The sequence below is a fragment of the Mammaliicoccus sp. I-M35 genome (genome assembly GCF_022386455.1).
GTDB lineage: Bacteria > Bacillota > Bacilli > Staphylococcales > Staphylococcaceae > Mammaliicoccus > Mammaliicoccus sciuri_A.
In genome coordinates this window covers 92,042-107,467 of sequence record NZ_JAJNIL010000001.1, presented here as the reverse complement: position 1 = coordinate 107,467, position 15,426 = coordinate 92,042, and the positions used below count along the sequence as shown (strand labels likewise).

The following is a 15,426-nucleotide window of genomic DNA, read 5'->3' as shown; positions in this document are numbered from 1 at the left end:
CTTTGTATTATGTATAGAAAGAGGGAGCGGGATAGAAATTTCATTTAAGGAAAATGATATCGCAGTCCCGCCCCGACTAAAATGATATTATTGATTTAAATTACGTAAAGCAGATACAATTTCTTTTTTACCGTCTTGAACATCTGCTGATTGTTTAATAACTTTAGCAGGTGTACCAGCTACTACTGCACCAGCTGGAACATCTTTAGTTACGATAGCGCCAGCTGCAACGATTGCACCTTTACCGACTCTAACGCCTTCAAGAATTACAGCATTTGCACCGATTAATACGTCATCTTCAATCACAACAGGTGATGCACTTGGTGGTTCGATCACACCCGCTAATACTGATCCAGCACCAACGTGTACATTTTTACCAGTTGTTGCACGTCCACCTAAAGTAGCGTTCATATCTACCATTGTACCTTCACCAACAACAGCACCGATATTGATTGTTGCACCCATCATTACAACAGCACCGTCTTCAATAACTGCATGTTCTCTAATGAAAGCACCTGGTTCGATTCTTGCATTTGTATTTGTTAAGTCTTTTAATGGAATTGCTGAATTGCGACGATCATGTTCAATTTCTAAATCTGTAATAGCTGATTGATTTGCTTCATAAAAGCTCTTCCAATCTTTAGCATCACAGAAAATTGTTTTAGATGTTTCAGAACCAAATACTTTAAATGACTCTGGGAATTCAACATTTTCAAATGTGCCGTTTACATAAACCTTTAAAGGCGTTACTTTCTCTGCCTCACTAATATATTGTATAATTTCTTCTGCCGTAAAATCTTTAACCATGTTAAATTCTCTCCTCATTTAAATTATTGTATGTGTAATATCCGTTTTCTTTATTAACTAGAACATCTGCTACATTAATTGCGCCATTAGCGAAGATATCTTTAGACTGCGCACGATGTGTGATTTCAATCGTTTCGTCATGGCCAGCAAATAATACTTGATGTTCTCCAACAATTGTACCACCACGTTGTGAACTAATGCCAATTTCTGCAGGTTCACGTTTAGTAGTTGATTCATGTCTGTCATAAACTGGTACAGATTGTGCTCTTTTTTCTTTAATCGCATCATATAGTTGAACGAGTGTACCACTTGGTGCATCGACTTTCTTATTATGATGCTTTTCTAACATTTCAATATCAAAGTCTTCCAATAATGGTACTGCATATTGAATAATTTCTTTGAGTATATGCACGCCATAGCTCATATTTGCGCTGAAAAATACAGGCATGTTCTGAGATTTTTCTTTTAACTTTTCTATGATTTGTTCTTTTTCACCAGTCGTTGCGATAACTAAAGGTAATGTGAAGTCTTCTTCTAATAAAGGCAATAATAATTCAGGATTTGAAAAGTCAATCGCCACATCCGCTTCTGGTGCTTCAGAAATAGATTCGAAAGCAGGGTAGGGATATGATTTCGTGGAATCCTTCACGACAACACCAACAATTTCGTTATCTCTTTCTTCTGCTAATCTTGCGACGCGTTCATTCATTGCGCCATATCCGATTAATAATATCTTCATTGTTTTACACCATCTTTAAACTTAGTAAATGCTTCACTTAAAACGTTTCTTTCTTGTTCTTCCAATGTAACAAGCGGTAATCTTACTTCATAACGACCGAAACCTAATTCAGACGTTAATAACTTAATCGGCACTGGATTAACATCTACACTTAAGTGATCAAGTAATTCGGTAATATCACGATTTAAAGTGTTTGCTTGTTCTAATTGATCATTAACGACATAATCATATAATTGTTGTGTTTCTTGTGGTATAGCATTTGCTACTACTGAAATTAATCCCGCTCCGCCTAATTGATAATAATCCAACATATTGTCATCATTACCACTATATAATGCAAAGTCACTTGGTAAATGTTGTTTTAAAGTTTTTGCATATTCTAAATCTCCAGTCGCATCTTTTAAAGCTACGATGTATGGATTTTCACTTAGTTTAAGCACCGTTTCAATATCTATCGTCATATTTGTTCTTGATGGGACATTATAAAGTACAACAGGTAATGCAACTTCATCCGCAATTTTTGTAAAATGCGCGATTAATCCACGTTGACTCGTCTTGTTGTAATAAGGTGTGATTAACATAATCGCATCAGCACCTAATTCTTTAGCTTTTATGGAAGCATCGATAGAAGCTTGCGTATTGTTTGTACCTGTACCTGCAATAACTGGAACACGGCCATTTACTTTTTTAATCCCACATTCTAATAATGTATTTCTTTCTTCTGTTGTAAGGGTAGGGTTCTCTGCTGTTGTTCCGTTAATAATAATACTTTTAACACCATTATCTATTAAAAATTCTATATGATTTTCAAAGGCTTCGTAGTCTACATCCTCATTTGTAAATGGTGTTGTAAGGGCAACGCCCACACCGTTAAAAATATGTGACATACTGAACACTCCTCGTTATTTTTTATTTAATTCTAAAACTTGTTCTAGCACTTGAACGGCATTTAAACTTGCACCTTTTAATAAATTATCTGAAGTACACCAGATGTGGAATGTATTGTCTAAAGAATCATCTTTACGAATTCTTCCAACGAATACTTCATCTTTACCAGTAGAAAGTATCGCTAATGGATATTCATTATTTTCTACGTTATCTACTAAGACAACACGGTCATCTTCATTAAATAAGTTACGAATATCTTCAACAGTCACTTCTTTATCTAAAGTTACGTTTATATGCACACTGTGGCTGTCTTGAACAGGTACACGCACACAAGTTGCTGTTACATTTAAAGAAGGTTGATCTAAGATTTTTCTAGTTTCGTCGATCATTTTTTGTTCTTCTTTTGTATAACCATCTTCTAAAAATACATCTATATGTGGTAACACATTATTATAAATTGGGTGAGGGTAGTTCTTTGGTTCTTCTCCTTTTTCACCATTAGCTAAATCTTCACGACCAGCTAAACCAGATCCTGATACAGCTTGATATGTTGTATAAGCAACACGTTTCAATCCGAATTGATCTAATAAAGGTTTTAAAGGTACAACTGATTGAATTGTTGAACAGTTAGGGTTTGCAATAATTTTTCGATTTAATTTAGGTACATTCACTTCCGGAACGATTAAATCAATATCTTCATGCATACGCCATTGACTTGAATTATCGATTACAATTGCACCATGTTTTTCAAATAGTGGGGCGAATTTCTCGCTTGTACCGCCACCAGCACTCATAATAACGTAATCGAAATTGCCATCTGTTTTCTCTTCTGTCAATGCTTCAACAGTATAAGTTTTTCCTTGGAATTCGATTTGTTTACCTGCTGATCTAGGTGATGAAAATAATACAAGTTCATCAAATGGTACATTTCTTCTATCTAATACTTCTAATACTTTTTCTCCTACTAAACCTGTTGCGCCTACAACTGCTAATTTTGTCATTTTGTTCACTCCATCATTCATTATATATTAAATGCTTCACTTAAAGTTCGAACGGCAGTTTCTCCTAATTCACGATCAACAACATAAGAAATACTAATTTCAGAAGTTGTTGTTTGATAGAAGTTGATGTCATGACTAATTAAAGTACGGAATGCTTTTGAAGCTATTCCTGACATATCTCTCATGCCAGTTCCGATTACTGAAAGTTTAGCGTAGTTATCTCTCATTTTGTAACGTAAGTGAGGGTATTCCTCAGTAAGTTGTTCAATGATTTGTTCGATTTGATATACGTCTGAATCTTTAATCGTAAACGAAAGCTGTAATCCTTGTTGATTTTCAATTTGAGATATCATATCAACATTCATTGATTGTTCTTCTAATGAATCAAATAATTTCTGTAATAATGCAAAATTTTGCATCGGATAAGTTAAAGTAACATGAATCATATGTGTATCAAGTGCGACTCCTGTAACTGCTTTTTTCTCTAATATCTCTGTTTGTGGCATAATCCATGTTCCTTTCACGTTTGATAATGTTCTACCAAGATATAATGGTATGTTATAATTTTTTGCAATTTCGACACTTCTAGATTCTAATACGCCAGCACCTAAAGCACTCATTTCCATCATTTCTTCATATGAAACTTCATTGAGTAACTTTGCTTCTTTATAAATTCTAGGGTCTGTTCCATATACACCATCAACATCTGTATATATTTCACAAGATGTATCTATACTTGCTGCAATGGCTACTGCAGTTGTATCAGAACCGCCGCGTCCTAAAGTTGTAATTTCCAGATGATCATTTACACCTTGAAATCCTGCAACGACAAGAATGTCATTTGTTTCAAAAGCTTCTTCAAAACGTAGTGCATCAATTTCTGCAATTTTACTTTTCAGATGATGACCAATCGTCTTAATACCAGCTTGATAACCTGTCATTGCTTTCGTTTGAACACCAATATCATTCAATACCATTGATAAGTATGAAATGGTTTGTTGTTCACCCGTCGTTAAAAGCATCGCTAAATGCTCATCTTTAGGTTGCGTCGTAAGTGAGCTAATATTTTCTAGTAAAGAATCTGTTGTCTTACCCATAGCACTTACAACCACTACTAATTGTTCTCCATTATCAACACGTGATTTCAACATATGTGCGATATTTTTAATTTTGTCAAAATCACCAACGGACGTACCGCCAAATTTTAAAACACTCTGACTCAAAATAATTCCTCCTATAAATCGGAGACGAACGCTGTAATATAAATAAAAAAACAAGTTCGGCATTCGAACTTGTTTTAATTTATATATACAAGTGATGCACTCCATTATTCTTAAGATAATGACAGACAACTAGCTCTTAACCTAAATGTCCAACACCATATTTCTGCAAAAATATAATGTTTCGGCATCGCACCCTTTCACTCCTTTAAGATTGCAGTCCAATAGGGGGAGTTACTAATGATTGATGCGCCTCATCAAAAACATATTCAATTGGTATGCATTCATTATACATACAAAGAATATTGATGTAAAGAGAGAAAACTGATAATTTCAAAAAGTTCTTACTATTTGGATGATCCTTTTAGAATATTAATATTCATTCATATTCATTTTAGATGAGTGTGGAGGAGATGGAGGGAGTTTTTAGGAATGGGGGAGGTTTGAACGAAATGGGGAGGTTTGAACGAAATGGGTGGTGTATTTATAAAAAAGTGGAGATGTATTTATCTTGTTTGGGCTGTCTTGATAAATAGAGAGGCTGGATTTATCTTGTTCGGCATGTCTTGATAAATAGAGAGGCTGGATTTATCTTGTTTGGCATGTCTTGATAAATAGAAGGGCTGTATTTATCTTGTTTGGTCAGTCTTGATAAATAGAGGGGGTGTATTTATCTTGTTTGGTCAGTCTTGATAAATAGAGAGGCAGTATTTATCTTGTTTGGCATGTCTTGATAAATAGAGGATATCTATGTTGCTTGTTTGCTCTGTCTTGCAACATTGAACTCTCGAACATTGCTAGTCGGCGCTCACTAGCAACATTGAACACCTGAGCATTGCTAGTCGGCGCTCACTTGCAACATTGAACGCCTGAACATTGCTAGTCGGCCCTCACTTGCAACATTGAACACCTGAACATTGCTAGTCGACGCTCACTTGCAACATTGAACGCCTGAATATTGCTAGTCGACGCTCACTTGCAATATTGAACTCTCGAAAACCCACATTACCTCATTTTCCCCAAAAACAAAAAAACTGAGACATGTCCTCATGTCTCAGTTCCATATATGCTAATTAGTTATAAACACCTTGATCTCTCAAGTACTCTTCATAACTGATTTCTTTAGAAATTGCGCCGTCTTCTTTGATTTCAATTACGCGGTTAGCGATTGTATTGATAAATTCAAAGTCATATGAAGTAAAGATTAATGATCCTTTGAAATTCTTCAATCCATCATTGACTGCAGTGATACTTTCTAAGTCTAAGTGGTTTGTTGGTTCATCTAGTAATAATACGTTAGAGTTTGATAACATCATTTTACTTAACATACATCTTACTTTTTCTCCACCTGAAAGGACACTTGCTTTTTTCTTAACTTCTTCACCACTAAATAACATACGTCCAAGGAATCCTCTTAAGAATGTTTCTGTTTGTTCTTCTGGTGGTGCATACTGTCTTAACCAGTCAACTAAGTTCATTTCTATACCTTCGAAATAATCTGAGTTATCTTTTGGTAAGTATGATTGTGTAGTTGTAACACCCCATTTAACTGTTCCTTCATCTGGTTCAATTTCACCAGCTAAAATACGAAGTAGGGTAGTTTTAGCAATCTCACTTTCTCCGATTAATACAGCTTTATCATTTGGGTTCATTGTAAATGAAACGTTATTTAATACTTTTTGACCGTCAATTGTTTTTGAAACACCTTGAACTTGTAATAAGTCGTTACCGATTTCTCTTTCAATCGTGAAATTAACAAATGGATAACGTCTTGATGATGGTTGAATATCATCGAGTTCAATTTTTTCAAGCATTTTCTTACGGCTTGTTGCTTGTTTAGATTTAGAAGCATTCGCACTAAATCTTGCGATAAAGTCTTGTAATTCTTTAATACGTTCTTCTTTTTTCTTGTTTTGATCTTGAGCCATTTGAGTAGCAAGTTGACTTGATTGATACCAGAAGTCATAGTTTCCGACAAATAGTTTGATTTTGCCGTAGTCTAAGTCTGCTATATGTGTACATACATTGTTTAAGAAATGTCTATCATGTGATACGACGATAACTGTATTCTCAAAATTAATTAAGAAATCTTCTAACCAAGCAATCGCTTTAATATCTAAACCGTTTGTAGGCTCATCGAGTAATAGAACATCTGGCTCACCGAATAAACTTTGAGCAAGAAGTACTTTTACTTTTTGGTTGTTTTCTAATTCAGACATCATTTTGTCATGTAATTCGTCTTTAATACCTAAACCTGAAAGTAATACAGATGCATCCGCTTCTGCATTCCATCCGTTCATTTCAGCAAACTCACCTTCAAGTTCTGCTGCACGCATACCATCTTCATCTGAGAAATCTGGTTTCATATAAATTTCGTTTTTCTCAGTCATAACTTGCCATAATTTTTCATGACCTTTTAATACAACATCAATCACTTTTTCATCTTCGTGCGCAAAGTGATCCTGTTTTAATACTGCTAGACGTTCATCTTTACCAAGTGAAACGTGACCTGATTGAGAATCTAATTCGCCTGATAATACTTTTAAGAACGTTGATTTCCCAGCTCCATTAGCACCGATAAGTCCGTAACAGTTACCTGGTGTGAACTTAATATTTACATCTTCAAAAAGCTTACGATCACCGAAACGTAAACTTACATTCGTAACTTGTAACATTAAATGACTCCTTTTCATTAATACTTCTACCGATGAATTATATCATAAATAAAACAAAAATGGGCAAGAGTTTGAACAGTCGTTACACGAAGCAAAATGCATGTTATAATGAATAAACGAAAAACATATGAATGGAGAATGACATGGCACACGAAAAAGATACGCTTGTAGGTCGCATAGACTTTTTAAAAGTGGATAGATTGGAAGGTTCAACTTATCATTTACTTGGACCAAATAGCGAACCTATTAAAATGAATGCTTCAGAAGTCGAAGATGACGATCAATTAGAAATCGGTGAAGATTATAGTTTCTTTGTATATCCAAGCCGATCTGGAGAATTATTTGCTACACAAAACATGCCAACGATTACAAAAGACCGTTATGATTGGGTAAAAGTATTGAGAGTAGACCGTGATGGTGCTGCAGTTGATGTAGGATTACCTAGAGAAGTACTCATTCCATGGGAAGATCTACCTAAAGTTAAAGAACTATGGCCACAAAATGGTGACATGATATTCTGTACGCTTAGAATAGATAGTAATAGTCAAATGTTTGCGAGACTAGCAACAGAAACAATCGTCGATACGATGTACAAATCAGCTGAAGAATCTTTATTACATCAACATGTAACAGCAAGACCATATCGCTTATTAAGAGTAGGTACTTTCCTATTATCTGAAGAAGGTTATAAAATATTTGTACACGAATCAGAACGTAAACATGAACCAAGACTAGGCGAAGAAATGGACGTTAGAATCATCGGCGTAAAAGAAAACGGTGAATTAAATGGTTCATTCTTACCATTGGCACATGAAAGGCTTGATGAAGATGGTCAAGTAATATTTGATTTGCTTGTAGAATATGACGGAGAATTACCATTCTGGGATAAATCAAACCCTGAAGCGATTAAAGAAGTCTTTAATATGAGTAAAGCTAGTTTCAAACGTGCTATCGGTAGATTATATAAACAAAAATTGATCACAATCGAGACTGGTAAAATTACCATCACTAAAAAAGGTTGGGCTCAAGTTAAAAAAGAAGACTAATTATAAAACCAAACTGACACTTCTAAATGAAGTTAAGTTTGGTTTTTTAGCGCGTTTATATTCCATTTAATTACAATATTGACATAATTTAAAAAGCGTTGTAAATTATAAATGTAACAATATCGAACATTAATAAACAATTAAATATTTGGATCGTGACTATTCAATTAGGCGAAAACCACAATTCTTGAGGTGCATCAATCACCTCTAAGTCTTGTGGTATTTTTTATTTCAAATGATTGGAGGTATTGCTGCCTATGATAATCAAACAAGTCCTTAACAATAATGTTGCTATTGCCATCACTGAAAATGGTGAAGAAGTTATCGCTATGGGGAAAGGGATTGTGTTCTCAAAAAAGAAAGGTGATTTCTTATCTCATCAAACACCCGAGAAAATCTTTAGACTCGATAATCAAGAAGTGAGATTTCATTTACAATCTTTAATTAATGATGTACCCGTACCTATTATTACGACATGTTGTGAAATCATAAATGATGTTCAACATAAATTTGATTTTACGTTTCAAGATTATATTTATGTCACGTTAACACACCATTTACATCACGCTGTTAATATTCATCAAAACAATCAAAAGATACAGACATTTTCTATTGATGTTAAAAGCATTCATCCTCGTGCATTTGAATCTAGTTTATACGCATTGACGATTATTAAACGAAATTTAAATATTTCTTTCCCAGCATATGAAGCAAATAATCTAGCATTACACTTTATCAATGCTGAGCAGCCTGAGGGTATCGAAAATCAAACGGCTTATAAGAATAAAAATATTCAACTGAATGATTTAATCAATTGCTTAAATCAAATAGGTATCACTCGGAATAAGTCCAATGAATATTATTATGATAGATTCATCCAGCACTTAAAGTATTTAACAGAACACATTCTTGATTATTCTGAAGACTTATCTCAACAAGTTGATATATCATTCCAACAGCATTTAAAAACACACTATCCAAATTCTTATTTGTACGCAAAAGACTTATATCATGCCATATCAAGAAAGTTCAATATTGTTATTAATCAACATCACTTGTTCTATTTTCAATTGCATATAGAACGCATATTATCATCACAAAAAGGAGGCACAACAAGAGATGAGTAGAGAAGAAAATATGATGGTAGGTTTCACTATTGTTGCGATAGCTGGGGATGCAAGAAGAGAAGTTATGGCGGCTATGGAAAAAGCTAAAAATGGACTATTCGAAGAAGCGCGTAGTCATATTGAAAGTGCAAATACATATATAACGGAAGCACATAAAGAACAAACCCAATGTTTAGCTCAAGAAGCAAGTGGTGAATCATCTGAATTAAGTTTTATTATGGTACACGGTCAAGATCACTTAATGACAACGATGGCACTACGTGATTCTGTAAATTACATCATTGATATTTATGAACAACTTCAAACTTTAAAACAAAATGGGTGATACATGTGAATAAGATAATTAAATTTATTGAAAAGATGAAACCATTTTTTGAAAAAGTGGCTTCTAATCCATACTTAACAGCAATTAGAGATGGCTTCGTTGCATTAATGCCAGTTATTTTATTTTCATCATTATTTATTTTAGTTGCTTACGTACCGAACGTGTGGGGATTCCATTGGCCTAAAAATATCGAAACAACCATTATGAAAGTTTATCAATTCACGATGGGTATGTTAGCACTTTATATGGCAGGAACCGTTACGAAATCATTAACTGACAATAAAAACTTAAAATTACCTAAAACGAACCAAATCAATGTCATTTCAACATTCGTAGCTGCTGAATCTTCATTACTAATTGTAGCGATGAACCCCGTTAAAGACGGGATAAACATTGATATGCTTGGTACTAAAGGACTTATCGCATCATTTATCGTGGCATTTGTAATACCAAATATTTATAAATTCTTTATAGGTCGAAATATCACAATCAAAATGCCACCTCAAGTACCAGGTAATATCGCACAAGCGTTTAAAGATATGATCCCGTTTGCCGCTTCTGTCGGTTTATTCTGGATTATCGATATCGTGATTCGTCATATTGCTAATGGTAACTTAGCAGAATTGGCAACAATTCTACTGTCACCACTATTTACTGCTGCAAATGGTTACTTAGGGTTTGCGATTATATTCGGATTTATTGCATTCTTCTGGTTTATAGGTGTACATGGACCATCTGTAGTAGGTCCTGCTGTTATTGCGATTATGTATAACAACCAAGTTGAAAACTTAAGATTATTTAGAGAAGGTCAACATGCACATATTGCATTAACACAAAGTACGCAAGACTTTGTAGCACTGATTGGAGGTACTGGTGCCACATTCTTAGTTCCATATATATTTATATTCTTGTGTAAGTCTAAAGAACTAAAAGCTGTTGGTAAAGCATCATTTATTCCTACAACGTTTGCTGTAAATGAACCTTTACTATTTGGTGCACCAATTATTTTAAATCCAGTATTCATGATACCGTTTATTGTTACACTAATTCTTAATTCATGGGTATTGAAATTCTTCGTAGAGAATTTAGGCATGAATGGTTTCATGCACTTCTTACCGTGGCCGACACCAGGACCTATAGGTATTTATATGGCATCTAACTTCGCGCCATTATCATTATTATTAATTGCCGTTATCATGATACTCGACTTTGTGATTTGGATGCCATTTATTAAAGCATATGATCGCATTAAAGTGAGTGAAGAACGCGGTACGATTGAAAGTCAAAATATTGTACAGCCTCAATCAAACGTAGAGTCAAACGAAAATAGTCAGGTAGAAACTACTGATACTAAAGTTCAATATGACATTAAGGATCACGTCAATGTATTAGTCGTATGTGCTGGTGGTGGTACAAGTGGTATACTCGCTAATTCGTTAAACAAAGCTGCTAAAGAACAAAACATTCATTTAAATGCTACTGCGAGAGCATATGGTCAAGATATGGATTTAATTAAAGATATGAACATTGTTATATTAGCCCCTCAAATGGATTCAATGAAAAACGAAATGAAGAAATATACTGACCAACATAATGCTCTTCTTATGACAACAACAGGTAAAGAATATATTGCACTTACAAGAGATGGAGAAGCGGCAATAGAGAAGATATACAAACTACTATCAGAAGAAAAATAAACTAAAGGAGTATAAGCATGTTAGAATTACCAAAAACTTTTGTACTAGGCGCTGCAACTGCAGCATATCAAGTAGAAGGGTCAAGCAAAGTAGATGGAAAGGGACGTGTGCTTTGGGATGAATTTTTAGAAAGACAAGGACGATTTAGCCCAGATCCAGCAAGCGATTTTTACAATAGATATGAAGAAGATATTAAATTAGCTTCAGAACATGGTATTAAAGCGTTAAGAATTTCTATTGCTTGGTCTCGCATATTTCCAAAAGGATATGGGGATGTTAATCAAAAAGGGGTAACATATTATAAAAATGTATTTGCGACGTGTCGAAAATATAATATTGAACCATATGTGACATTACATCATTTTGATACGCCTGAAGAACTATTCAAACAAGGGGATTGGTTATGTAAGAAGAACATCACGCATTTTGTGAACTATGCAGCATATTGCTTTGAGACATTTAAAGATGATGTTCAATATTGGATGACGATTAATGAACCTATCGCATATACTTTAGGTCAATATGTAACAGGCGCGTTTCCACCTGGTGAACAATATCAAGTCGTCAAGTGTCTCCAAGCTCAACATAATCTTATTGTTGCGCATAGTAAAGTAGTTAAACTCTATAAAGAGAAAGGTTATGACGGAGAAATCGGTATTATACATGCTTTAACTCAAATTTATCCAATTGATGAACAACCAGAAAATGTGAACGCTGCTAAAGTACAAGATACATTTATCAATGGATTTTTATTAGATGGTACATTTTTAGGCGCATATTCTAGTGAGAAAATGGATGTAATTAATCATTTACTTAATATATATGATGGTTCATTAGATATAACAGAATCGGAAATGGCAATCATTAAAGAAGCTAGTCAGTTACAAGATTTCTTAGGCATCAATTATTATCAAAGTAATTGGGTGAAAGCAAATGAAGCGGATAGCTTAATACATCATAATGGTACAGGGGACAAAGGTAGTTCGATTTTTAGACTTAAACAAATAGCTGAAATTGTTAAAAACTATGACGTTCCAACGACTGACTGGGATTGGTATATTTATCCTAAAGGTTTATATGATATGATTATGCGTATTAAAGCAGACTATCCAAATTATAAAAAGCTGCTAATCACTGAGAATGGACTAGGGTATAAAGATCAATTTATAGATGAACAAACAATCATCGATGATCAACCACGTATAGACTATATAGCTACACATTTAGAAAGCATTAGTGATGCGATTAAAGATGGTGCTAATGTAACAGGTTATTTTGTTTGGTCATTGCAAGATATGTTTAGTTGGTCTAATGGTTATAATAAGCGATACGGATTATTCTATATAGACTTTGAAACACAAAAAAGATATATCAAGAAAAGTGCACTATGGTATAGAGCACTATCTGAGTCATTAGAGAATAAAGCAGAATAAAAAGCAAACTAAACCCCGCTTCTAGATTAAATAGAAGCGGGGTATTTATAATTAACTTATAGCTGTTGCATATTGTTCAATCACTTTATTTAAATTTTGTATATTACTAATACCTTCATCATTTAACCAAGCTTTGCATCCTTGTTCGCCATCTTTAACATATGCTTGAGTAGCACCTGCCCATGTTGCTCTTCCACATAATACACCGTTAAATTTAGATTCTGATTCATAAGCAAATTTCAACGTCTCTTGGAATAAAGTAGGTGATACGCCTGCACTTAAAAAGATAAATGGTAAATGTGTTGCATCTGATTGTTCTAAGAAAAACTGCCTAGCTTGTGATTTCGTATATACTGGATGATCGCCAAATCCTTCTACAAAATTCATATTAACTGGCACTTCCACTTTTAATACATCTACTTTAAATCGGTCTTCTGAGAATAATTTCATTGCTTCAATAACTTTATGAGGTTTAACTTTTGCGTATGCTTCGCTTAAGTTATCATCATTTGTTGCGTCATATGACACGATTTCTAAGAAAAATGGAATATCCAATGCGACACACTCAGCACCAACTCTTTCTACAAAGGCTTCTTTTTGTGCGTTGATTTCTTGTGATTCATCAATATCAAAATATACAAGTAATTTAATGGCATCTGCACCTTGTTGTTTAAGTGCGTGTACAGACCATGTATTTAATAAATCGGGTAATCGACCTGGTGTTGCTTTATCATAGCCTGTCTTTTCGTAAGCTAAGATTAAACCGCAGTTAGGATGTCTTTCTTTTGAAGCGGGTAAACCATACTCAGGATCTAATAATATACTTGAAGAAAATTCTGTTAATGTCTTAGATATTTGTACTTTAAAATCTTCTATCGTTTCTGCTTCTATATTTTCACCAAGCATTTTCTTTAATGCACCGCGTTGATCAATGGCAAGTGCAGCAATTTGCCCTAAATCGTTTGTGAGTTTTGATAAATTTTTAACCATTTAAAAACACTCCAATTGTTCAATTTTTATTATTGCTAAATAATACTCAAAATTCTCTTTCGTTAAGAATCCAGTTTTCTGTTCTAAAGCATTCGCAATTCCAGCAGCCATGGCTGATTTAACAGCATAGTGAACATCTTGTTTCTGTATAAGTCCATAACTAAAGCCTGCTATAGAACTATCACCAGAACCAACTGCGTTAACAGCTTTAATTTTAGGAATATTTACTTTATAAATTTGATGCTGATATTTATAAAGTGCACCATTAGAACCAAGTGAAATCATCACACATGGAATTTGGCTTAAAAGAGGGGATTTCAATGCTTCGATAATCTCTTGATGATTATCATGATCTTTCACATTAAATAGCTGATTTAGTTCCTCGATATTAGGTTTTATTAAATAAGGTAAGCTTTGACCTTCATGATTTAGTAAATCTTTTAAAGTATGACCATTAACATCCAACAATACTTTCTTACCGTAACTAGCAGCAATATCAATAAGCATTTGATAAGTTTCAACATTCATGCCTGGTAAAGCACTACCTGATATCGCAATAATGTCATGCGTTTGTATGAGTTCAGTCACATGTTTCATAAAAGACTGAATATCTTCTTGCGTAATTGAATCTCCAGGTTCAAGTAATTCTGTTTGAAGCGCTCCATTTAAAATCGCAATACATTGTCTCGATTCAATATTTGTTTCATAAAAATCATGTTTAATATGATCTTGATTTAAATCACGCTTAATAAAAGTGCCCGTAGTTCCGCCGATAATGCCAGTAGCTAAATGATCAATACCTAAAATGTTTGCTACTCTCGTAACATTCAATCCTTTGCCACCAGCTGTTTTAATAACATTTTTAACGCGGTTCGTTTGGTTCAATTCAAAATGATCTAGTTGATAGGCGATATCCACTGAAGTATTTAATGTAATTGTTAATAATTTCAATGTTTCACCTCATCCACATATTCTCCTTTATTCCATTTATCAATATATTTGTTAAACTGATTGGAATCATATTGAACTTGGTCGTCTGTTAACAATTGATTCATGCGTTCTATTAAGTGATCTGATTCCGTTGTTTGGATATACTCTGCATTTATAAAGGTCTCGACGATATCAGTTATTAAATCAATGCCTGAAATCGTCCCACCAACACCGATAATATTGCAGTTATATTTTTCTTTCGCTAAACGAGCGCTTGTAATGTCTCGAACAAGCGCAACTCTCGCATTAGGTACTTTATTTGCTGAAACACTAATACCTACACCTGTACCACAAAGTACAACACCTAAGTCAGCTTTTCCTTCTGTAACAGCTTTTGCGACATTTACACCATAAATAGGGTAGTGTGTTCTTTGATGGTCATAAGTTCCAACATCTATCACTTCATGACCAATACTTTTAATAAAATCTGATACTTTGATTTTTTCATCCGTAACGATATGATCGCATCCAATAGCTATCTTCATTTA

14 protein-coding genes and 1 riboswitch are annotated in these 15,426 nt (G+C 34.1%); of the genes, 5 read left to right on the top strand and 9 right to left on the bottom strand.

Going from position 1 to position 15,426, the window contains the following annotated elements; translation table 11 throughout:
* Window positions 1-87: 87 nt before the first annotated feature.
* From dapD to LQ679_RS00495, 6 genes are all read right to left on the bottom strand, one after another.
* Window positions 88-807, bottom strand: a complete 720-nt coding sequence (dapD, locus tag LQ679_RS00520) for a 2,3,4,5-tetrahydropyridine-2,6-dicarboxylate N-acetyltransferase (RefSeq protein ID WP_037588029.1) — start codon at window positions 805-807, stop codon at window positions 88-90.
* Window position 808: 1 nt separating this feature from the next.
* Window positions 809-1,546, bottom strand: a complete 738-nt coding sequence (gene dapB, locus LQ679_RS00515; RefSeq protein WP_037588027.1) for a 4-hydroxy-tetrahydrodipicolinate reductase — start codon at window positions 1,544-1,546, stop codon at window positions 809-811.
* A complete protein-coding gene (gene dapA / locus LQ679_RS00510) occupies window positions 1,543-2,433 on the bottom strand; it encodes a 4-hydroxy-tetrahydrodipicolinate synthase (protein WP_239761927.1) in 891 nt (296 codons plus the stop codon). The genes dapB and dapA overlap by 4 nt, the downstream gene beginning before the upstream one ends.
* 15 nt (window positions 2,434-2,448) lie before the next feature.
* Window positions 2,449-3,435: an aspartate-semialdehyde dehydrogenase gene (locus tag LQ679_RS00505; RefSeq protein ID WP_239761926.1), complete on the bottom strand. Its 987-nt coding sequence runs from the start codon at window positions 3,433-3,435 to the stop codon at window positions 2,449-2,451.
* Between the two features lie 20 nt (window positions 3,436-3,455).
* On the bottom strand, window positions 3,456-4,658 hold the full coding sequence (locus LQ679_RS00500) for an aspartate kinase (protein WP_126477862.1): 1,203 nt from the start codon (window positions 4,656-4,658) through the stop codon (window positions 3,456-3,458).
* An 86-nt stretch (window positions 4,659-4,744) separates the two neighbouring features.
* Window positions 4,745-4,921: riboswitch (Lysine riboswitch) on the bottom strand.
* An 807-nt stretch (window positions 4,922-5,728) separates the two neighbouring features.
* Window positions 5,729-7,330 (bottom strand): ABC-F family ATP-binding cassette domain-containing protein, encoded by a 1,602-nt coding sequence (locus tag LQ679_RS00495; protein ID WP_037588021.1) that lies wholly within the window; start codon window positions 7,328-7,330, stop codon window positions 5,729-5,731.
* 143 nt (window positions 7,331-7,473) lie between these two features.
* Between LQ679_RS00495 and LQ679_RS00490 the strand changes: the two genes are divergently transcribed.
* From LQ679_RS00490 to lacG, 5 genes are all read left to right on the top strand, one after another.
* Window positions 7,474-8,376: a CvfB family protein gene (locus LQ679_RS00490; RefSeq protein WP_126477863.1), complete on the top strand. Its 903-nt coding sequence runs from the start codon at window positions 7,474-7,476 to the stop codon at window positions 8,374-8,376.
* Between the two features lie 257 nt (window positions 8,377-8,633).
* A complete protein-coding gene (locus LQ679_RS00485; RefSeq protein WP_126477864.1) occupies window positions 8,634-9,503 on the top strand; it encodes a CAT RNA binding domain-containing protein in 870 nt (289 codons plus the stop codon).
* Entirely contained in the window at window positions 9,496-9,828 is a 333-nt protein-coding gene (locus LQ679_RS00480) for a PTS lactose/cellobiose transporter subunit IIA (protein WP_037588016.1), read from the top strand. The genes LQ679_RS00485 and LQ679_RS00480 overlap by 8 nt, the downstream gene beginning before the upstream one ends.
* A gap of 5 nt (window positions 9,829-9,833) precedes the next feature.
* Window positions 9,834-11,525 (top strand): lactose/cellobiose PTS transporter subunit IIB, encoded by a 1,692-nt coding sequence (locus LQ679_RS00475; RefSeq protein WP_239761925.1) that lies wholly within the window; start codon window positions 9,834-9,836, stop codon window positions 11,523-11,525.
* A gap of 17 nt (window positions 11,526-11,542) precedes the next feature.
* The gene (gene lacG, locus LQ679_RS00470; protein ID WP_239761924.1) at window positions 11,543-12,958 is read left to right on the top strand and encodes a 6-phospho-beta-galactosidase; all 1,416 of its coding nucleotides are present in this window, start codon (window positions 11,543-11,545) and stop codon (window positions 12,956-12,958) included.
* Between the two features lie 51 nt (window positions 12,959-13,009).
* Here lacG and lacD read toward each other — a convergent pair whose 3' ends face one another.
* Genes lacD through lacB form a run of 3 tightly spaced genes read right to left on the bottom strand, consistent with a single transcriptional unit; the run spans window position 13,010 to window position 15,423 of the window.
* Window positions 13,010-13,948, bottom strand: a complete 939-nt coding sequence (gene lacD / locus LQ679_RS00465; protein WP_239761923.1) for a tagatose-bisphosphate aldolase — start codon at window positions 13,946-13,948, stop codon at window positions 13,010-13,012.
* Window positions 13,949-14,899, bottom strand: coding sequence for a 1-phosphofructokinase family hexose kinase (locus tag LQ679_RS00460; RefSeq protein WP_239761922.1), 951 nt, complete (start codon window positions 14,897-14,899; stop codon window positions 13,949-13,951).
* The gene (lacB, locus tag LQ679_RS00455) at window positions 14,896-15,423 is read right to left on the bottom strand and encodes a galactose-6-phosphate isomerase subunit LacB (protein ID WP_239761921.1); all 528 of its coding nucleotides are present in this window, start codon (window positions 15,421-15,423) and stop codon (window positions 14,896-14,898) included. The genes LQ679_RS00460 and lacB overlap by 4 nt, the downstream gene beginning before the upstream one ends.
* Between the last annotated feature and the right edge of the window lie 3 nt (window positions 15,424-15,426).

Bases quoted from the DNA above. Each gene is read 5' to 3' on its own strand.
- dapD (WP_037588029.1), bottom strand. From the start codon at position 807: ATGGTTAAAGATTTTACGGCAGAAGAAATTATACAATATATTAGTGAG.
- dapB (WP_037588027.1), bottom strand. From the start codon at position 1,546: ATGAAGATATTATTAATCGGATATGGCGCAATGAATGAACGCGTCGCA.
- dapA (WP_239761927.1), bottom strand. From the start codon at position 2,433: ATGTCACATATTTTTAACGGTGTGGGCGTTGCCCTTACAACACCATTT.
- LQ679_RS00505 (WP_239761926.1), bottom strand. From the start codon at position 3,435: ATGACAAAATTAGCAGTTGTAGGCGCAACAGGTTTAGTAGGAGAAAAA.
- LQ679_RS00495 (WP_037588021.1), bottom strand. From the start codon at position 7,330: ATGTTACAAGTTACGAATGTAAGTTTACGTTTCGGTGATCGTAAGCTT.
- LQ679_RS00490 (WP_126477863.1), top strand. From the start codon at position 7,474: ATGGCACACGAAAAAGATACGCTTGTAGGTCGCATAGACTTTTTAAAA.
- LQ679_RS00485 (WP_126477864.1), top strand. From the start codon at position 8,634: ATGATAATCAAACAAGTCCTTAACAATAATGTTGCTATTGCCATCACT.
- LQ679_RS00480 (WP_037588016.1), top strand. From the start codon at position 9,496: ATGAGTAGAGAAGAAAATATGATGGTAGGTTTCACTATTGTTGCGATA.
- lacG (WP_239761924.1), top strand. From the start codon at position 11,543: ATGTTAGAATTACCAAAAACTTTTGTACTAGGCGCTGCAACTGCAGCA.
- lacD (WP_239761923.1), bottom strand. From the start codon at position 13,948: ATGGTTAAAAATTTATCAAAACTCACAAACGATTTAGGGCAAATTGCT.
- lacB (WP_239761921.1), bottom strand. From the start codon at position 15,423: ATGAAGATAGCTATTGGATGCGATCATATCGTTACGGATGAAAAAATC.